This is a genomic window from Aeromicrobium massiliense JC14 (assembly GCF_000312105.1).
Taxonomy (GTDB): Bacteria; Actinomycetota; Actinomycetes; order Propionibacteriales; family Nocardioidaceae; genus Aeromicrobium; species Aeromicrobium massiliense.
The window spans coordinates 1257568-1275766 of record NZ_HE978636.1 but is presented as its reverse complement, the minus strand read 5'-3'; the positions used below and the strand labels follow the sequence as shown (position 1 = coordinate 1275766).

21 protein-coding genes and 1 tRNA gene are annotated in these 18199 nt (G+C 72.3%); 8 read left to right on the top strand and 14 right to left on the bottom strand.

What is annotated here, in order from left to right; genetic code table 11:
- Positions 1-35: 35 nt before the first annotated feature.
- The 4 genes from HGAM_RS06510 to HGAM_RS06495 all read right to left on the bottom strand — a co-directional run bounded on the left by HGAM_RS06510 (position 36) and on the right by HGAM_RS06495 (position 1686).
- Complete coding sequence (locus tag HGAM_RS06510; RefSeq protein ID WP_019144670.1) at positions 36-344, bottom strand: hypothetical protein; 309 nt, start codon at positions 342-344, stop codon at positions 36-38.
- A 174-nt stretch (positions 345-518) separates the two neighbouring features.
- Positions 519-953 carry a hypothetical protein gene (locus HGAM_RS06505; RefSeq protein ID WP_019144669.1) on the bottom strand — a complete coding sequence of 145 codons (435 nt, stop codon included), beginning with the start codon at positions 951-953 and terminating at the stop codon, positions 519-521.
- Between the two features lie 33 nt (positions 954-986).
- Positions 987-1445, bottom strand: coding sequence for a hypothetical protein (locus HGAM_RS06500; RefSeq protein WP_147543564.1), 459 nt, complete (start codon positions 1443-1445; stop codon positions 987-989).
- Between the two features lie 168 nt (positions 1446-1613).
- Positions 1614-1686: transfer RNA gene (locus tag HGAM_RS06495), tRNA-Thr, on the bottom strand.
- 88 nt (positions 1687-1774) lie between these two features.
- On the opposite strand from HGAM_RS06495, the gene HGAM_RS06490 reads away from it, so the two are divergent.
- Entirely contained in the window at positions 1775-2941 is a 1167-nt protein-coding gene (locus tag HGAM_RS06490; RefSeq protein WP_019144667.1) for an alanine racemase, read from the top strand.
- Positions 2938-4236, top strand: coding sequence for a D-arabinono-1,4-lactone oxidase (locus HGAM_RS06485; RefSeq protein WP_019144666.1), 1299 nt, complete (start codon positions 2938-2940; stop codon positions 4234-4236). The genes HGAM_RS06490 and HGAM_RS06485 overlap by 4 nt, the downstream gene beginning before the upstream one ends.
- Positions 4237-4325: 89 nt before the next feature.
- Here HGAM_RS06485 and HGAM_RS06480 read toward each other — a convergent pair whose 3' ends face one another.
- The 3 genes from HGAM_RS06480 to HGAM_RS06470 all read right to left on the bottom strand — a co-directional run bounded on the left by HGAM_RS06480 (position 4326) and on the right by HGAM_RS06470 (position 7023).
- Positions 4326-4997: a methionine ABC transporter permease gene (locus HGAM_RS06480; protein ID WP_019144665.1), complete on the bottom strand. Its 672-nt coding sequence runs from the start codon at positions 4995-4997 to the stop codon at positions 4326-4328.
- Positions 4994-6019: a methionine ABC transporter ATP-binding protein gene (locus tag HGAM_RS06475; protein ID WP_019144664.1), complete on the bottom strand. Its 1026-nt coding sequence runs from the start codon at positions 6017-6019 to the stop codon at positions 4994-4996. The genes HGAM_RS06480 and HGAM_RS06475 overlap by 4 nt, the downstream gene beginning before the upstream one ends.
- Positions 6020-6099: 80 nt before the next feature.
- The gene (locus tag HGAM_RS06470; protein ID WP_019144663.1) at positions 6100-7023 is read right to left on the bottom strand and encodes a MetQ/NlpA family ABC transporter substrate-binding protein; all 924 of its coding nucleotides are present in this window, start codon (positions 7021-7023) and stop codon (positions 6100-6102) included.
- Between the two features lie 197 nt (positions 7024-7220).
- Here HGAM_RS06470 and HGAM_RS18100 point away from each other — a divergent pair, with 197 nt between their 5' ends.
- Complete coding sequence (locus HGAM_RS18100; protein WP_019144662.1) at positions 7221-7709, top strand: flavin reductase family protein; 489 nt, start codon at positions 7221-7223, stop codon at positions 7707-7709.
- Between the two features lie 111 nt (positions 7710-7820).
- Here the strand turns inward: HGAM_RS18100 and rlmB are convergent, their stop codons facing one another.
- Complete coding sequence (gene rlmB / locus HGAM_RS06460) at positions 7821-8759, bottom strand: 23S rRNA (guanosine(2251)-2'-O)-methyltransferase RlmB (RefSeq protein ID WP_019144661.1); 939 nt, start codon at positions 8757-8759, stop codon at positions 7821-7823.
- Positions 8759-10171: a cysteine--tRNA ligase gene (gene cysS / locus HGAM_RS06455; RefSeq protein ID WP_019144660.1), complete on the bottom strand. Its 1413-nt coding sequence runs from the start codon at positions 10169-10171 to the stop codon at positions 8759-8761. The genes rlmB and cysS overlap by 1 nt, the downstream gene beginning before the upstream one ends.
- A gap of 172 nt (positions 10172-10343) precedes the next feature.
- On the opposite strand from cysS, the gene HGAM_RS18095 reads away from it, so the two are divergent.
- Both HGAM_RS18095 and ispF read left to right on the top strand, forming a co-directional pair.
- A complete protein-coding gene (locus HGAM_RS18095) occupies positions 10344-11585 on the top strand; it encodes a peptidase C39 family protein (RefSeq protein ID WP_019144659.1) in 1242 nt (413 codons plus the stop codon).
- A 22-nt stretch (positions 11586-11607) separates the two neighbouring features.
- Entirely contained in the window at positions 11608-12081 is a 474-nt protein-coding gene (ispF, locus tag HGAM_RS06445) for a 2-C-methyl-D-erythritol 2,4-cyclodiphosphate synthase (RefSeq protein WP_019144658.1), read from the top strand.
- Positions 12082-12131: 50 nt separating this feature from the next.
- On the opposite strand, the gene HGAM_RS06440 is transcribed toward ispF, so the two are convergent.
- On the bottom strand, positions 12132-12632 hold the full coding sequence (locus HGAM_RS06440) for a CarD family transcriptional regulator (RefSeq protein ID WP_019144657.1): 501 nt from the start codon (positions 12630-12632) through the stop codon (positions 12132-12134).
- A gap of 155 nt (positions 12633-12787) precedes the next feature.
- Here HGAM_RS06440 and HGAM_RS06435 point away from each other — a divergent pair, with 155 nt between their 5' ends.
- Positions 12788-13441, top strand: coding sequence for a hypothetical protein (locus HGAM_RS06435; protein WP_019144656.1), 654 nt, complete (start codon positions 12788-12790; stop codon positions 13439-13441).
- 59 nt (positions 13442-13500) lie between these two features.
- Here the strand turns inward: HGAM_RS06435 and HGAM_RS18090 are convergent, their stop codons facing one another.
- Together HGAM_RS18090 and phoU are read right to left on the bottom strand one after the other, a co-directional pair.
- Entirely contained in the window at positions 13501-14031 is a 531-nt protein-coding gene (locus HGAM_RS18090) for a DUF1990 domain-containing protein (protein ID WP_019144655.1), read from the bottom strand.
- A gap of 67 nt (positions 14032-14098) precedes the next feature.
- Positions 14099-14740: a phosphate signaling complex protein PhoU gene (phoU, locus tag HGAM_RS06425; protein WP_019144654.1), complete on the bottom strand. Its 642-nt coding sequence runs from the start codon at positions 14738-14740 to the stop codon at positions 14099-14101.
- A 134-nt stretch (positions 14741-14874) separates the two neighbouring features.
- Between phoU and HGAM_RS06420 the strand changes: the two genes are divergently transcribed.
- Both HGAM_RS06420 and HGAM_RS06415 read left to right on the top strand, forming a co-directional pair.
- Positions 14875-16020, top strand: coding sequence for a sensor histidine kinase (locus HGAM_RS06420; protein WP_019144653.1), 1146 nt, complete (start codon positions 14875-14877; stop codon positions 16018-16020).
- Entirely contained in the window at positions 16017-16697 is a 681-nt protein-coding gene (locus HGAM_RS06415; RefSeq protein ID WP_019144652.1) for a response regulator transcription factor, read from the top strand. Before HGAM_RS06420 ends, HGAM_RS06415 begins: the two co-directional genes overlap by 4 nt.
- Positions 16698-16754: 57 nt before the next feature.
- Here the strand turns inward: HGAM_RS06415 and HGAM_RS06410 are convergent, their stop codons facing one another.
- Positions 16755-17501 (bottom strand): phosphoglyceromutase, encoded by a 747-nt coding sequence (locus HGAM_RS06410; RefSeq protein WP_019144651.1) that lies wholly within the window; start codon positions 17499-17501, stop codon positions 16755-16757.
- Positions 17502-17548: 47 nt separating this feature from the next.
- The gene (locus HGAM_RS18085) at positions 17549-18196 is read right to left on the bottom strand and encodes a DsbA family oxidoreductase (protein ID WP_019144650.1); all 648 of its coding nucleotides are present in this window, start codon (positions 18194-18196) and stop codon (positions 17549-17551) included.
- Between the last annotated feature and the right edge of the window lie 3 nt (positions 18197-18199).

The following is an 18199-nucleotide window of genomic DNA, read 5'->3' as shown; positions in this document are numbered from 1 at the left end:
CGGCCGCGTCCTGGGAAGCGGTCGGGCGACCCGGCTCACGCCTTGTCTCGACGTTCGGCGCGGAGCGTGAAGGCGCCGACGACGGTGAACAGGACGGCCACGCCGAGGGCGATCGCCGTGACGCCGCTCTGGCCCAGGTCGTCGATGAGGTTCTTGAACCCGGCACGGCGTCCGGTGTTGTCACCGTCACCGAACTGGCTGGCCCCCCACGGCGTCCAGACGAAGACGGCGAACGCGACGCCCAGCAGGGCTCCACCGAACCACGACAGGGCCGAGTCCGCGCCGTCGTCCTCCTCGGGGGTGTGGGCGACGACGGGTGCCTCGTGCGGCTGCTGGTCGGACATCTGGATCTCCTCGTGTCGGGGCCGCGGCGCGACCGGTGACCCGAAGATAGGGAGCCCTCGCCGGTGTGTGATCCCAGATCCTCGGTGAACACGTGGCCGTTCCCGGCTCCGGAACCAGGGACATGGCGAGGGGCCCGGACGCTGGGTCAGCGTCCGGGCCCCTCCTCGCGCTCGTCAGTCGACGACCGCGTTGTACCTCTCGCCGAGCGACCCGCCGTGGGCGACGAGCGAGCGGGCGGAGGCGTGCAGGCTCGCCGCCTCGGACTCCCCGAGCTCGCGCCAGGAACCGGCGATCACCTGGACGAAGTAGGCGGCCGCTCCCTCGGCCACGTCGTCGGGCAGCTCGACCTCGTGCTCGGCGAAGAGGCCGACGTACTCGTCGACCAGCGCCAGCGAGCTCGGCGAGTAGTCGAGGCCGTCGGCGTCGACCCCGGAGTCGCGGACGGTGATGACGAAGTCCTCGGCCCACTCGCGGGAGGTCCAGTCAGCGCGCGGCGGACGCGGGGGCGTCACCACGCGAACGGAGGGGTGAACGTGCTGGCGCAGCTCGTCGCCGTGGTGCTGGACCAGCACGGTGGCGATGCGGCGCAGGGTGGTCATGGCGCTCATGCGCGTCTCCTGTTCTCGGTGTGGGGCCGCGCGTCAGCGACGGAACTCGAGGGTGAAGGCGGTGTCGGACAGCACGGTGATCGTGAAGGACGCGTCGCCCGACGTCCCGGTCATCACGTCGCCGGTGCGCTTCAGGCTCATGTCGGACAGGGCGCTCTCGTAGCCGTCGAGCACGTCGGCGGCGCCGCCCTGCTCCACGAGGTAGCCGACGAGCTCGCTGTGACCGTCCGACTGCTGGAAGGTCTGGCACAGCGTGGCGTCGACCGACGGCTCGGGCCAGCCCTCGGGCACCATGGTGAGGATCTCCAGGTCCGGGGTGCCCATCGCCTCCGGGAACGCGTCGAAGCAGGTCGCTCCGGCGGCCGCGAGGCCCTGCGCGTCGGCGCCCGCGGCCGTTGTGGCGTCGTCGGACGGCCCCCCGCACCCGGCGAGGACGGCAAGGAGCACCATCGCCGTGGCGGCGACGGAGGAAGCAGGACGGGACGTTCGCATGGTGGGCCTCTCAGTCAGGAGCGCACCGAGATCCCGGTGGGCTGTGACCAGCGTGGGCGCCATGGCTTACGCGATGCTTGCATCGCCGTGCAAGGACGTCAGGTGGTCGGTGCGCGAAGCCGGACGTCCGTCCGACCCGGGATCGCACACGCGAGACCGCTGCCGCGGAGCCTCCGACAGGAATCGAACCCGCGACATCCTTATTACAAGTAAGGCGCTCTACCGACTGAGCTACGGAGGCGTGCGGGCCGGGCCCGCGGGGTCATCGTAGTGGACCCGGTCACCGCGAACCCCTCCCCGGCGAGCCCGCGGCCCCCTAGGGTGAGCGCGTGTCCGAGCCCTACGACCGCCTGCTGCGCGCCACCGCGGACCTCCCGGCCCCGTGCGCGATCCTCGACGGGCCCGCCCTGGCGACCAACACCCACGACCTCGTCCGTCGTGCCGGCGGCGTCCCTGTGCGCGTGGCCTCCAAGTCCGTCCGCGTGCGCGACCTGCTCGACCGCACGCTGGCCCACGACGGGTTCGCGGGCCTCATGACCTACTCGCTCGCCGAGTCCGTCTGGCTCGCCGACCTGGGCCACGACGACCTGCTGCTCGCCTACCCGACGGCCGACGCCGCCGCGCTGCGCGACCTGGTCGCGTCCGAGCAGCGGCTCGCGGCGATCACGCTCATGGTCGACTCCGTCGAGCACCTGGACCTGCTCGACGCCCTGATCGGCACCACCGACCACCCGCCGATCCGGCTGTGCCTGGACGTCGACTGCTCGTTGCGCGTGGGGCCGCTCCACCTCGGCGTGCGCCGCTCCCCCGTCCGCACGCCGCAGGACGCCACGGCCGTCGCCGCCGCGATCGCCGCGCGGCCGGGCTTCGAGCTCGTCGGCGTCATGTTCTACGACGCGCAGGTCGCCGGTCTGCCCGACACCTCCCCCGCCATCCGGCTGGTGAAGAAGCGCTCCAACGACGACCTGGCCGAGCGCCGCTCCGCCGTCGTGGACGCCGTCCGCCGCCACGCCGACCTGCAGCTGGTCAACGCCGGCGGCACCGGCAGCCTCGAGGTCACCGGCACCGACCCCTCGATCACCGAGCTGACCGCCGGGTCCGGGCTGTTCATGCCGACGCTGTTCGACCGCTACGACGCCTTCCACGCCCGTCCGGCCGCGTACTACGCGCTCTCGGTCGTCCGGCGGCCCACCGACGACGTCGTGACCCTGTTCTCCGGCGGCTACACGGCCAGTGGCCCCGCGAAGGCGTCCCGGGCGCCGAGCCCGGTCTGGCCCGACGGGCTCTCGCTCATCGGCTCCGAGGGCGCGGGCGAGGTGCAGACGCCGGTCAAGGGCGCTGCCGCGCGCACGCTGCGACTCGGCGACCGGGTGCTCATGCGCCACGCCAAGGCCGGCGAGATGTGCGAGCGCTTCGACCGGGTCGCGCTCGTGGATGCCGCGGGGGACGTCGAGCTGCTGCCCACCTACCGCGGCGAGGGGAAGAACTTCGGATGAGCACCACCTGGGTCAACTGGGGACGCAGCGCCGTCGCGCACCCGTCCGCCGTCCTGCGCCCGACCAGCACCGAGGAGGTCGTCGAGCTGGTCCGCGAGGCCGCGGCCGTCGGCAGCCGGGTCAAGGCGGTCGGCAGCGGGCACTCGTTCACGTCCATCGCGGCCACCGACGGCGTCATGGTCGAGATGACCCGCATGACCCGGGTGCTGCACGCCGACGCCGCCACCGGCCGGGTGCGCGTCGAGGGTGGCCTGCGCCTGCGCGACCTCAACCGGCTGCTGGACGCCCTCGGGCTCGCCCTGCCGAACCTCGGCGACATCGACCACCAGACCATCACCGGCGCCGTCTCCACCGGCACCCACGGCACGGGCGGACGCCTGCACGGCATCAGCAAGGCCGTCGTCGGGGTCCGGCTCGTCACGGGCACGGGCGAGGTGCTCGACCTGGCCGAGGGCGACGAGCTGTTCGGCGCCGCACGCGTCTCGCTGGGCGCCCTCGGCGTCGTCACCGAGGTGGTCCTGCAGTGCGTCCCGGCGTTCCTGCTGCACGCCCGCGAGGAGCCGATGGCGCTCGACGCGGTGTGGGAGGGGCTCGACGACCTCGTCGACGGCAACGACCACTTCGAGCTCTACTGGTGGCCGCACACCCGGCGCACCAGCACCAAGCGCAACAACCGCGTCCCGGCCGGCACCGAGCCGCGTCCGGTCTCGCGGGCCCGCCACCTGCTCGAGGACGAGGTGCTGAGCAACGGCGCGTTCGGCGCGATCTGCCGGGTCGGCACCGCCAAGCCGGCCTGGGTGCCGGCGATCAACCGGCTGAACGCCCGGGCGCTGTCGGCGCGCGAGTTCACCGACCGCTCGCACGAGGTGTTCTGCTCGCCGCGCCGCGTCCGCTTCCGCGAGATGGAGTACGCCGTGCCGCGCGAGGCGGTGCGCGACGTCGTCGAGGAGCTCGCCGCGTTCGTCGACCGCAGCCGGCTCACGGTCAGCTTCCCGGTCGAGATCCGCTTCACGGCGGCTGACGACGTCTGGATGTCGACCGGGCACGAGCGCGACAACGCGTACGTGGCCGTGCACCAGTACGTCCAGCGTCCGTTCGCCGACTACTTCGCCGGGGCCGAGGACATCTTCACCGCCCACGAGGGACGTCCGCACTGGGGCAAGATCCACACCCGGGACGCGGGCTACCTGGCCAAGCGCTACAGCCGCTTCGACGACTTCCTCGCGGCCCGCGACCGGTTCGACCCCGAGCGGACGTTCGCGAACGCCTACCTCGACCGGGTCCTCGGTCCCTGACCCGCTGAGTGTGACGTTTCGGGGCTCGATCAGGCCGATCAACCCCCGAAACGTCACACTCAGCGCGTCCCGCACCCAGCGAGAGGTGACTAGCGGCGCAGGAAGTGGCGGGCCAGGCGGTTGCCGCCGAACTGCACGACCTGGACGATCACGACGATGATCACCACGGCCGTCCACGTCACCGCCGTGTCGAACTGCTTGAAGCCGTAGTTGAGCGCGAAGTTGCCCAGTCCGTCACCGGCGATGACGCCGGAGATCGCCTGCATGTCGATGACCGCGACGAAGGCGAAGGTGTAGCCCAGCACGAGCGGGCCGAGAGCCTCGGGCAGGGCGACGGTGCGCAGGATCCGGAAGCGGCTGGCGCCCATCGAGCGAGCCGCCTCGATGACGCCCGGCTGCACCGTCACGAGGTTCTGCTCGACAATGCGCCCGATGGCGAACATCGACCCGACCACCATCGCGAAGATGACCGCCCGGTTGCCGATGCCGGTACCGACCACGAGCCGGGCGCCCGGCTGGACGGCCGCGACGAGGATGACGAACGGGATGGGCCGGAAGAAGTTGACCAGCACGTTCAGCACAACGCTGACCGGCCTGTTCGTGAACAACCCACCGGGACGGGTCACGTAGAGGCTCACACCGAGGACGAGGCCAAGCAGGCCACCGATCAGCATGACCAAAGCGACGATCCACAGCGTGCTGAACGTGTTCTGCCAGATCAGGTCCCACAGCTCGGGCAGTCGGGTCTCGCGCGTGGTCATGCCAGCTCCTCCGTCCGCACCAGGCGACTCACGGCCGTGACCGCCTCGCGCACGCGCTCCGGCTCGCCGGTCAGCGCAAGGGTGAGGTTGCCGAACGTCGCGCCCTGCACGCGCTCGATGCCGCCGTGGACGAGCTCGAAACGGACGCCCCGGTCGAGCAGCTCGGCGAACACCTGCGACTGGCCCGGTGACCCCTCGCGGAACTCGAGCGTGACGAGCCGGCGATGACGCTCGCGAAGGTCGTCGAGCACGTCGCCCTCGGGGACGGTGTCGACGACGGTGCCGACGAACCGCTTGGTGACCTCGTGCTGCGGCTCGGCGAAGACGTCCTTGACCAGGCCGCGCTCGACGACGAGACCGTCCTCCATCACCGCCACCTTGTTGGCGATCGAGCGGACGACGTCCATCTCGTGGGTGATGACGACGACGGTGATGCCGAGCTCGCGGTTGACCCGGGCCAGCAGGTCCAGGACCTCCTGGGTCGTGTCCGGGTCGAGCGCGCTGGTGGCCTCGTCGGCGAGCAGCAGCTTCGGGTTGGTGGCGAGGGCGCGGGCGATGCCGACGCGCTGCTTCTGCCCGCCCGACAGCTGCTCGGGGTACTGGTGGGCCTTGTCGGCCAGGCCGACGAAGTGCAGCAGCTCGCTGATGCGCTGCTGCTGCTCGGCGCGGCCGACGCCGGCGACCTCGAGCGGGTAGGCCAGGTTGCCCCACACGGTGCGCGAGTGGAACAGGTTGAACTGCTGGAAGATCATGCCGATCCCGAGCCGGACGCGCTGGAGCTGGCGCTCCTTGAGCCCGGTCAGCTCGACGCCGTCGACGGTCACCGAGCCGGACGTCGCCGGCTCGAGCGCGTTGACCAGGCGGACGAGGGTCGACTTGCCGGCGCCGGAGTAGCCGACGACGGCGTAGATGTCTCCGGCCTCGACGTCCAGGTCGACGCCGCGGATCGCGTGCACCGGCTCGGCGCCGCGCTTGGCCGGCGGGTACTCCTTGCGCACGTCGCGCAGCTCGACGAGTGCCACGTTCGTCCTCTCGGGGTGGTGGAAGGACCGTGGGGCGCGGCGCTCGTGGCGCCGCGCCCCCTCAGGTGTCGTGCGGTGGGTCAGCCCTTGGCGCGGACGTCGGCCTCGACGTCGGCCAGGGTCTTGCGCAGGTCCTCGACGGGGGTGTCGACGACGACCGCGGTGCCGCCGGAGACCTCCTTGACGCCGTCGGTGACGGCCTTCGTGTCGTGGTAGATCTGCACGAGCTTCTTCAGCGTCGGGTCGTCCTTGTCCTCGTTGCGGACCGCGAAGATGTTGATGTACGGCGCCGCGGCCGGGTCCGACGCGTCGTCGGTCGCGATGGCGTCGTCGACGTCCAGGCCGGCCTTGGTGACGTAGTCGTTGTTGATGATCGCGGCGGCCACGTCGGGCAGCGAGGTGGGCGTCAGGTCGGCCTGGAGCGCCTTGACCTTCACCTTCGACGAGGGCAGCACGTCGTCCAGCGACGAGTACGGCGAGCCGCCGTCCTTGAGCTCGATCAGGCCGGCCGACTGCAGCACGAGCAGGCCGCGGGCCTGGTTGGAGTCGTCGTCGGGCACGACGACGGTCTCGCCGGCCTTGATGTCCTCGACCGAGTCGTGCTTCTGCGAGTACAGCGACAGCGGGTAGATCGCCGTGGCGCCGATCGGCGTCAGGTCGTCGTCGTTGGCCACGTTGTACTCGGCCAGGTAGATGATGTGCTGGAACTGGTTGATGTCCAGCTCGCCCTCGCTCACCGACGGGTTGGGCTGCGTGTAGTCGCTGAAGTCCTGGATGTCGACGTCGATGTCCGCGTCGGCGGCGGCCTTCTTGAAGTCCTCCCAGTACGGGTCGCTGGCGCCGACGACGCCCAGCTTGACCTTGGTGGCACCGGCGGCGGCGTCGTCGTCACCGCGGGTGGCCAAGAAGACGATGGCGGCGATGACCGCGAGCACCACGACGACGACCACGGCGACGAGCGGGCCGCGGCGCTTGGGAGCCTCGATGAGGTTCGGCTCGGACATGACGTTCCTTTCGTGCGCGGCTCGTGGCCGCCGGGGGAAGCGCGGCCGGTCGGGCCGCGGGATCGAACTCGCAAGACCGTACGTTCGACTTCCACCGAACCCCGAACGTGTCTCGCAGAGCGAGATCGGCGTCTCAGATCCGTGGCGCATGTCGACGATGGCAGCATGACCTCGCGCTCCCGCCCGGAATCCCGGCCGTGACGGCCGCATCCACGCCCGCCGCCCTCCGCCGGGCGGTCGACGCGCTGGCCGGGACGGTGCCCGCCGGCGTGGCGATCGTCACCACCGGCGCGGGCGGACGTCCGCACGGCACCACGGTGCGCAACGTCCAGCGCGCCTCGACCGACCCGCCGCTCGTCGCGGTCACGTTGAGCCGCACGTCGTCCCTGCTCGCGCGCCTGCGCCAGGGCGGCCAGCTGGGCGTGAACCTGCTGGCCGCGCACCAGGACCAGCTCGCGCTGCGCTTCTCCAAGGACGTCCACGACCGGTTCGCCGACGTGCCGTGGACGGACGCCGGCGCGCCCCGCCTGGAGGGCATCCACGCGTGGGCGCTGGCCGACGTGCAGACGATCATCCCGGCCGGCGACCACTCGATCGTCCTGGCCGACGTGCTCGAGGCCGAGGTGCTGGGCGGCGCACCCCTGGCCTACTGGCAGCGCGGCTTCGGCACCGTCCAGCTCTTCTGACGCCCTCACCCGAGCCCCGCTCCCCCGAGATGTGTGAAGAAGAGGACCGCTCTCACGCCGAGAGCGGTCCTTTTCTTCACGAATCGCGGCGGAGCCGCGGGGTGGTGAGGGCTAGCGGCGGGCCTGGGCGATGCCGTAGAGCGCGACACCCGCGGCGACGCCGGCGTTGAGCGACTCCAGCGACGAGCTCATCGGGATCGACACGATCTGGTCGCAGGTCTCGGCGACCAGGCGCGACAGCCCCTTGCCCTCGCTGCCGATGACGACGACCAGCGGGCCGTCGAGCAGCTCGCAGGCGGGCAGCTCGACGTCGCCGTCGGCGGCCAGGCCGATGACCATGCAGCCGGCCTCCTGGAAGCTCTTCAGCTGCCGGGTCAGGTTCGTGGCCTTGGCCACCGGCACGCGGACGGCCGCACCGGCGGACGTCTTCCAGGCCGAGGCGGTCATCTGCGCCGAGCGACGCTCGGGGATGACGACGCCGTGGGCGCCGAAGCCCGACGCCGAGCGCACGATGGCGCCCAGGTTGCGCGGGTCGGTGATGCCGTCGAGCACGACGATGAGCGGCACCTCACCGGCCTCGGTCGCCAGGTCGACGAGGTCGTCGGGGTCGGCGTACTCGTAGGCGTTGATCTTGGCCGCGATGCCCTGGTGCACGGCGCCGCCGGTCAGCCGGTCCATCTCGATCCGGCCGATCTCCATGAGCGAGACGTGCTGCTCGGAGGCCAGCGAGAAGATCTCGCGCATGCGCTCGTCGCGGTCGGTGCCCTCGGCGACGTACAGGCCGGCCACCGGGACGGTCGCGCGCAGCAGCTCGACGACCGAGTTGCGTCCGGCGACCCACTCGGCGTCGTTGACCCGACGCTTCTTGGGCTTGGCCTGCTCGCGCTTGTCGGCGGCGCGGGCCATCTTGTAGGCCTTGTGGTTCGGGCGCTCCTCGGCGCGGGGCGTCGGGCCCTTGCCCTCGAGGCCGCGGCGGACGCGTCCGCCCGAGCCTGCGGTGTTCTTGCTGCCCTTGCGGATCGCTCCGCGGCGCTGGCTGTTGCCGGCCATCAGCGGTTCTCCTTCACGGACCATCGCGGTCCTTGCGGGGTGTCCTCCACCTCGACGCCGGCGGCGGCGAGCTGGTCACGGACGAGGTCGGCGGTCGCCCAGTCCTTGGCGGACCGGGCCTGGGTGCGCTGCTCCAGCAGCGCCTTGACGAGCACGTCGAGCGCCTGCTCGTAGGCGGCGGACGTCCCGGAGGTGGCCCACTGCGGCGACAGCGGGTCGACGCCCAGCACGTCCAGCATGGCCCGGACGCTCGCGAGCGTCTCGCGGAGCGCGGCGGAGTCGCCGTCGGCGAGCAGCTTCTGCCCGTCGGCGACCGACGCCTGGATCGCGGCCAGCGCGGCCGGGACGGCCAGGTCGTCGTCCATCGCGGTGGCGAACGCGGCGGTGACGTCACCGGGCTCGACCCCGCCGGTCACCTCGCTGGCGCGCTGCACGAAGCCCTCGAGCCGCTGGTAGGCGGTCGCGGCCTCGAGCAGGGCCTCCTCGCTGTACTCGATGATCGAGCGGTAGTGCGCGGCGACGAGGTAGTAGCGCAGCTCGACGGCGCGGACGCGCTTGACGACCTCGCTCACCATCATCGTGTTGCCCACGCTCTTGGCCATCTTCGAGCCGCCGAGGTTGAGCATCGCGTTGTGCATCCAGACGCGGGCGAACTTCTGCCCGGCCGCCCGCGACTGGGCCAGCTCGTTCTCGTGGTGCGGGAAGCGCAGGTCCAGGCCGCCGCCGTGGATGTCGAACTCGTGGCCCAGGTACTTGGCCGCCATGGCCGAGCACTCCAGGTGCCAGCCCGGGCGTCCGCGACCCCAAGGGGTCGGCCAGGACGCGGTCTCGGGCTCGCCGGGCTTGTGGCCCTTCCACAGCGCGAAGTCGCGCGGGTCGCGCTTGCCGGACGGCGGGGCGTCCTCGGCGGCCTGCATGTCGTCGAGCCTCTGGTTGCTCAGCTCGCCGTACGCGGGCCACGAGCGGACGTCGAAGTACACGTCGCCGGAGTCGTCGGTGGCCGGGTAGGCGTGGCCGCGCTCGATGAGGTCGGCGATCATCTCGACCATCTCGGGCACGTGGCCGGTGGCACGCGGCTCGTACGTCGGCGGCTCGCAGCCGAGCACGGCGTACGCGTCGTGCAGCCGGCGCTCGTTCTCGTAGGCCACGGCGAACCAGGGCCGGCCCTGCTCCTCGCCCTTGGCCAGGATCTTGTCGTCGACGTCGGTGACGTTCGCGACGATGGTCACGTCGTAGCCGGCCCGCACGAGCCAGCGGCGCAGGACGTCGAAGACGACCTCCTTGCGGATGTGCCCGATGTGCGGCGGACCCTGCACGGTGAGGCCGCAGTGGTAGATCCCCACGTGCCCGGGGGTGACCGGGACGAGCTCGGTCAGCGACCTGGTCGCGGTGTCGTAGAGGTGCAGCGTCACGGGCGTGCCTCCGTGGGAAGAGCGCGGCACGGACGCTCGCCCGCGACCGCGCTGATGATTCGCTCGCTCCGCTCGTTCACCAGCCAAGGGTATCCGCCGCGGAGCACGGCGCCGACCATCGCGCGGCGGCGAAGGCGTCCCGTCGGCCATCTTCGTGACCTATCCTGCGGCCATGCCTCTTCCCCGGCGTCTCGCGTCCGCCCTCGTCCCGGCCCTCGGCCTGCTCGCCGCCACCCTCGTGGCGCCGCCCGCGCAGGCCGCCGACGCCCAGAAGGCGCGGTTCACCCAGTACTCGTCGTCCGCCGAGCTGCGCAAGGGGAGCCTCAGCGGCGTCCGTGTCGCCGGCGGCACCGTGACGCTCCGCTCGCCGAAGAAGGTGCTGACCCGGTCGGGCGTCCGCTACCGCTACGGCAGCTGGACGTCGCCGTGGGCCTCGACCGGCTTCGACGCGCGCTCGCTCGTCCCGTCCTGGAACGCCACCACGCCCAAGGGCACGTGGGTGCGGGTGCAGGTGCGTGTGCGCGACGGCCGCAAGGTCGGGTCGTGGGACACGGTCGCCGACTGGGCCAGCGGCACGGACGTTCTGCGCCGCACGTCGCTGTCGGCCCAGGCCGACGACCTGGCCCAGGTCAACACCGACACCGTGGTCGCCCGGGGCAGCCACCGCTTCCGCCAGTGGCAGGTGCGCGTGATGCTCGTGCGGAGGTCCGGCAGCAGCGCGACCCCGTCCGTCACGTCGGTCAGCGGCGCCGCCGCCGGGTACACGACCCGCAGCCGCTCGACGTCGCCCACGACGATGACCCGCACGGTCGAGCTGAACGTCCCGTACGCCTCGCAGATGATCCACCGCGGTCACCACGGCGGGCGCTACGGCGCCGGTGGCGAGGCCTGGTGCTCGCCGACGTCCGTCTCGATGGTGCTGCGCTACTGGGGCCGCGGCCCGACGGCCGCCGGCTACGCCTGGACGGGCGAGAAGGAGGGCTTCGTCGACCACGCGGCCCGCTACACGATCGACCGACGCTACGGCGGCACCGGCAACTGGCCGTTCAACACCGCCTACGCCGGGCTGTTCGGGCTCGACGCCTTCGTCACCCGGCTGTACGACCTGCGCGACGCCGAGCGGTTCGTCCAGGCCGGCATCCCCGTCGTCGTCTCGGTGGCGTTCGGCAAGGGCGGCCTGACCGGTGCGCCCATCTCGTCCACGGCCGGTCACCTCATGGTGATCCGCGGGTTCACCCGCGACGGTCGCGTCATCGCCAACGACCCGGCCGGCTCGTCCAGCACCGCCCAGCAGGTGCGCCGGGTCTACCAGCGGGCCCAGTTCGAGCGCGCGTGGCTGCGCGGCTCGGGCGGCATCACCTACGTGATGCGCCCGGCGAACAAGGCCCTGCCGAAGGACACCGCCCGCTGGTGAGCGGGTGCGGCATGATCGTGCCGTGATCCCCCGCACCGGCCTCGGCACCGACGTCCACCGCCTCGTCCCCGACCGCCCGCTGTGGGTCGCGGGCCTGCTGTGGGAGGACGAGCCGCTCGGCCTCGAGGGCCACAGCGACGGCGACTGCGCCGCCCACGCCCTGGTGGACGCGCTGCTGTCCGCCGCCGGGCTCGGCGACATCGGGTCACGCTTCGGCACCGCCGACCCGCGCTTCGCCGGCGCGTCCGGCACGACGTTCCTGACCGAGGCCGCCCGGCTGGTGCGCGAGGCCGGGTTCGAGGTCGCCAACGCGACGGTGCAGGTGATCGGCAACCGCCCGCGCGTCGGCACGCGGCGCGACGAGGCCCAGCGCGTGCTGTCCGAGGCGGTCGGCGCCCCGGTGAGCGTCAGCGGCACCACGACCGACGGACTCGGGCTCACCGGCCGCGGCGAGGGCGTCGCCGCGATCGCCTCGGCCCTGCTGCTCGGCCGCTAGACGCACGAAGGGCCGCTCCCGGCGGGAGCGGCCCTTCGTGCGTGCGAGGTTCAGGCAGCCGGCGTGGCCGACGCGAGCACCTCGTCCAGGCGGATCTCCGCCTTGTCCTCGTTGGTCCGCTCGGCCAGCGCGAGCTCGGACACCAGGATCTGGCGCGCCTTGCTGAGCATGCGCTTCTCGCCGGCCGACAGCCCGCGCTCGTGGTCACGGCGCCAGAGGTCGCGCACGACCTCCGCCACCTTGAGCACGTCGCCGCTGTGCAGCTTCTCGACGTTGGCCTTGTAGCGTCGCGACCAGTTCGTGGGCTCCTCGACGTGCTCGGCGCGCAGCACGTTGAACACGCGCTCCAGGCCCTGCTCGTCGACGACGTCACGGACGCCCACGAGATCGACGTTGTCCGCCGGCACGCGGACGATGAGGTCGTTCTGGGACTGGATCCGGAGCACGAGGTACTCGCGCTCCTGGCCCTTGATGACGCGCGTCTCGATGTCTTCGATCAGGGCCGCGCCGTGGTTGGGGTACACAACGGTCTCGCCGACTCGGAAGGTCATGTAATGAGCACCTCTCTCTGGGGACCCATCCTACCATCGACGACCGACGGCCCTTCCGACTGGTGAGACGGGGGACACAGGACCTGATCGGTGCCACCGGCGGCCCTTGGGTAGGATCGCGGTGCTGTCGTCCCTCGTCCGGAAGCAGGAACCACGTGAGCTCCGTCCGCACCCGCCGCACCGCGGCCGCCTCCCTGACCCTCGTCGCCGCGCTGGGCCTGTCGGCCTGCGGCACCGGGTTCGACACGGCGGTGAACCAGCAGTACCAGGCCGCCGTGGGCGCCGACAACCGCGAGGGCGAGGTCGAGGCGCTGCACACGCTGGTCGTGGCCGACGAGGGCTCGTTGGAGCCGGTCGAGGTGTCCGAGGCCGAGGGCGAGGAGCAGGAGACCGAGGCGCCCGAGCGCGAGGCCGCCGAGGCCGGTGTCGTGGCTGTCTCGCTGGTGAACAACGGCGAGGACGACGCCGTCCTCACCGGCATCACCGCCGGCGAGGTCGACGGCGAGCAGGTCGAGGTCACCGGACCGTCGCGTGTCCGCGTCCCGAAGGGACAGCTCGTCCGCCTCGGCGTCGACGCCCGCACGCTCTTCGCGGTCTCGCCGATCGCCGCCGGACGCTACGTCGAGCTCACCTTCAGCTTCGCCGACGGCACGACCGTCGTCGTGGACACGCCGACCGTCGCCCGTGGCGACCAGGACGTCTACGAGTCGGTGCTGCAGTCGACCGACGGCCGCCAGCCCGCCGACCGGGACGCCACCGGCAACGCCGAGGACGCGGACTCCGAGGAGACCACCGCCCGTCCCGAGTGACCCGGCCGCACGAGGCCCCGGCACCCCCGAGGGGTTGCCGGGGCCTCGTCGTTCCCCGGTCAGAGGGTCGCGGCAGCCAGGTCGGCGCCGGCCTGCACGTACCGCGCGGTGACCACCGCCTGCACGCGCCGCGCAGCGGCCGGCACGAGCCGCGTCGTGCGCCAGGCCGGCCGGCTGACCGCCCGCAGGTGGAACCGCGTCCCGTGCTCGTCCCGGACGTACTCGAAGCGCTCGAGCCCGGCCTCGGGGTGCCCGGGCAGCGCGGCGTAGGTGAACCCGTGGCCGGAGACGTCCACGACCCGGCACGGGGCCAGCGCCCAGAACGGCCCCAGTCCGATGCCGAGCACCACGTCCGAGCCGAGCGTCGCGGGGCCGTCGGCGGCCACCCGGAGGCCGGCCCCGCGGTGCACGCCCCAGTCACGGAGCGCGGCGGCAGCGGCGTCCAGGTCCGTCCCGTCGGGCACGTCGGTCCAGCGGTCGAGCACGTCCGCGCCGGGGGGCGGGTCGGCCAGCGACCAGCCCTCGTCGAGCGGCTCCAGCGTGCGGGCGCGCTCGAGCGCGGCGCCGAGATCGGGACGCAGGCGGATCATGCCCGCATCGTGACGCACGACGGCCCCCGCAGCACGTGCTGCGGGGGCCGTCGCGGTGGGACGAGGCTCAGGTGAGCTCGCCGGTGACCAGGTAGACGACGCGACGGGCCATCGAGACCGCGTGGTCGCCGATGCGCTCGTAGTAGCGCCCGAGCAGGGCCAGGTCGATGGCCGGCTCGACGCCGTGCTCCCAGGAGTCGTCCAGCAGCACGCGGAACATGTGCTTGCGTAGGCGGTCCATCTCGTCGTCCTCGGCCTCGAGCCGGCCGGCGGCCTCGACGTCGCGGTCGGCGACGATGCGCGCGGCGGCGTCGACCATCTGGTCGGCGACCGAGGCCATCGACATGATCGTCGGGCGCAGCTTCTCGGGCACCGCCACGTCGGGGGCCCGGCGGCGCGCCACCTTGGCGACGTGCACCGAGAGGGCGCCCATGCGCTGCAGGTCGGTGACCATGCGCAGGGTGGCCACGAGCTGGCGCAGGTCGGTGGCGACCGGCTGCTGCGTGGCCAGCAGGAGCAGGGCGCGCTCCTCGATCGACTCGGTCTCGGTGTCGATGTGCTTGTCGCCGGCGATCACCCGCTCGGCGAGGCCCGTGTCGGCGCCCAGCAGGGCGGAGGTGGCGTCGGCGACGGTGCGCCGCACGTCGTTGGTCAGGGAGACGAGCTCGTCGACGAGAGTGTCGAGCTGCTCGTAGTACTGGTCACGCATGCGAGCAGGCTAGGCAGCGCCGGTGAACGGGCGGCGACCTGCCGTGAACGGGGCATGAACAGGCCCGGAACGTCCCAGGTCAGGGCCCCCTCGCGGACGTCGGGCGGGTGTCCGGCGTGCGTACCATCAGTGCCGTGGAGCTGAGCACCGAGCTGGTCATCACCGCGTTCCTGGGAGCGCTGGTCGGTGCCGCCATCACCTACGTCTGGCGACTGAGCGAGCGCCGGCTGCAGGAGGTCCCCGCGGGCCCCGCGCCGGCGAGCCCCGTCCCGCCGGGCGCCGAGGCCGTGCTGAGCGTGCTGTCGTCCTCGGCCGTGCTGCTGGACGACTCCGACGTCGTCGTGCAGGCGTCCGCACCGGCGTACGCGCTCGGCCTGGTCCGCGAGGACGCGCTGACCTCGGAGTCGCTGCTGCAGCTGGTGCGCCAGGTGCGGCGCGACGGCCAGGTGCGCGAGGGCGAGACGACGCTGGACCGCCGCGGCCGCGCGCCCGTCCACGTCCACGCCCGTGTCGCGCCACTGACCCGCCAGGTCGTGCTCGTCCTCGTGCAGGACCGCACCCACGAGCACCGGGTCGAGACGATCCGCCGCGACTTCGTCGCCAACGTCAGCCACGAGCTCAAGACGCCGATCGGCGCGATCTCGCTGCTCGCCGAGGCGGTGGGCGAGGCCAAGGACGACCCCGAGGCGGTCGTCCGCTTCGCCGGGCGTATGCAGGACGAGGGCCGCCGGCTCACCCGTCTGGTGCAGCAGATCATCGACCTGTCGCGGCTGCAGGCGGACGTCCTCAACGACACGCCCGACGTCGTGTCCGTCGCCGACCTCGTCGCCGAGGCGTGCGAGCACAGCCAGACCGACGCCGAGGCGAAGGGCATCGAGCTGGTGCGCGCCTGCGAGCCGGGGCTGTACCTGCGGGGCGACCGCAGCCAGGTGCACGCCGCCGTCAGCAACCTGGTCGAGAACGCCGTCACCTACTCCGAGGCGGGCACCCGGGTGTCGGTGACCGCCGAGGCCTACGGTGACGACATCCGCATCACCGTCACCGACCGCGGCATCGGCATCCCCGAGCAGGAGCTCGACCGCATCTTCGAGCGGTTCTACCGCGTCGACCCGGCCCGGCACCGCTCGACGGGCGGCACCGGTCTGGGACTGTCCATCGTCAAGCACGTCGCGGCCAGCAACGGCGGGTCCGTCGAGGTGTGGAGCAAGCCGGACGAGGGGTCGTCGTTCACCCTCGTCCTCCCGGCGCACGTGCCGGACAACGAGGAGGAGCACGCATGACCCGTGTCCTGGTGGTCGAGGACGAGGCGAGCTACAGCGAGGCGCTGTCGTACGTCCTGCGCAAGGAGGGCTTCGAGGTGGCGGTCGCCGAGACCGGTCCCGACGCCCTGACCGAGTTCGAGCGCGGCGGGGCGGACATCGTCCTGCTCGACCTGATGCTGCCCGGCCTGTCGGGCACCGAGGTGTGCCGCCAGATCCGGCAGACGTCCCACGTGCCGATCATCATGGTCAGCGCGAAGGACACCGAGATCGACAAGGTGGTCGGGCTCGAGCTCGGCGCCGACGACTACGTGACCAAGCCGTACAGCCCGCGCGAGCTCGTCGCCCGCATCCGGGCGGTGCTGCGCCGCGGCGTGGTCGACCAGGTCGAGGACGACGCGGCGCTCGAGGCGGGCCGTGTGCGCATGGACGTCGAGCGGCACCTGGTGACGGTCGACGGCGACGAGGTGCGGCTGCCGCTCAAGGAGTTCGAGCTGCTCGAGTACTTCCTGCGCAACCCCGGGCGGGTGCTGACCCGGGGCCAGCTGATCGACCGTGTGTGGGGCTCGGACTACGTGGGCGACACCAAGACGCTGGACGTCCACGTGAAGCGCCTGCGGGCCAAGATCGAGCCCGAGCCCGCGGCCCCGCGCACGCTGGTCACGGTGCGCGGCCTGGGCTACAAGTACGAGTCCTGACCCGGACGCAGGAGCGCCCCCGAGCTCGGCTCGGGGCGCTCGTGCGCGACGGCCGGGTCAGCGGCCTTGGTTGGCGACCGCGGCGATGGCGGCCTGGGCCGCGTCCGGGTCGAGGTAGGTGCCGCCGGCCTTGACCGGCGTGAAGTCGGCGTCCAGCTCGTAGTGCAGCGGGATGCCGGTGGGGATGTTGAGCCCGGTGACGGCGTCCTCGCTCATGCCGTCGAGGTGCTTGACCAGCGCGCGCAGCGAGTTGCCGTGCGCGGTGACCAGGACGGTCTTCTGCTCCAGCAGGTCCGGGACGATCGAGTCGTACCAGTACGGCAGCATGCGCTCCAGGACGTCCTTGAGGCACTCGGTGCGCGGCAGCAGCTCGTCGGGCAGCATCGCGTAGCGGGCGTCGCCGGCCTGGCTGAACTCGCTGTCGTCGGCGAGCGCCGGCGGCGGGGTGTCGTACGAGCGGCGCCAGAGCATGAACTGCTCCTCGCCGAACTCCTCCAGCGTCGCCTTCTTGTCCTTGCCCTGCAGCGCGCCGTAGTGGCGCTCGTTGAGCCGCCACGACCGGCGGACCGGCACCCAGTGCCGGTCGACGCCGTCCAGGACGATCTGCGAGGTGCGGATCGCGCGACGCAGCAGCGAGGTGTGCGAGACGTCGGGCAGCAGGCCCGCGTCGCGCAGCAGGCCCGGCGCCCGCTGGGCCTCGGCGACGCCCTGCTCGTTGAGGTCGACGTCCACCCAGCCGGTGAACAGGTTCAGCGCGTTCCACTCGCTGTGGCCGTGCCGCAGCAGGACGAGGTTCATGGTCATGACCCGAGCCTATCGAGCGGGCTCGCCGCCGGCGCGGGAGCGAATGGCTACGCCTCGCGCCACTCGCGGTAGATGGCGTCGAGCGCCTGCACGTAGTCGTCCTGGCTGTGCAGGCCGGCCAGCGTCCAGCGGTCCTCGACGACGACCGTCGGCAGCTGCGTGACGTTGACGGCGCGGCCGGCCTCGACCTGCAGCCGCACCTGGTCGGCGTACTCGTCGCTGGCCAGCAGCGCCTCGGCGGTCTCCAGGTCGAGCCCGACGAGGGCCGCCCGGGTGGCAAGGACGAACGGGTCGGACACGTCCGCGCCCTCGAGCAGGTGCGCCCGCCACAGCTGGTGGGCCAGGTCGCGCTGCTCGGCCGCGCCGACGTCGCCGGCCCAGGTGAGCAGGCGCCAGGCGTCGAACGAGCTGGCCTCGATCGCGTCGTGAAAGTTCAGGTCGATGCCGCTGATGCGGGCAGCGGCGCTGACCTGCGCGAGCATCTCGTCGGCCTCGTGCTCGCCGTGCCGGGCCGCGAGCGCGTCGCGCAGCGGGCGACCGGAGCTCGGCACGTCCGGGTCGAGCTGGAAGGCGCGCAGCGCCATGTCGACGGGCTCACCGCGGACGATCGTGAAGGTGGCGGCGGCGCGCTCGAAGCGGGTGGTGCCGACGTAGGACCAGGGGTCGGTGACGTCGACGAACAGACGGGCCCTCACGCG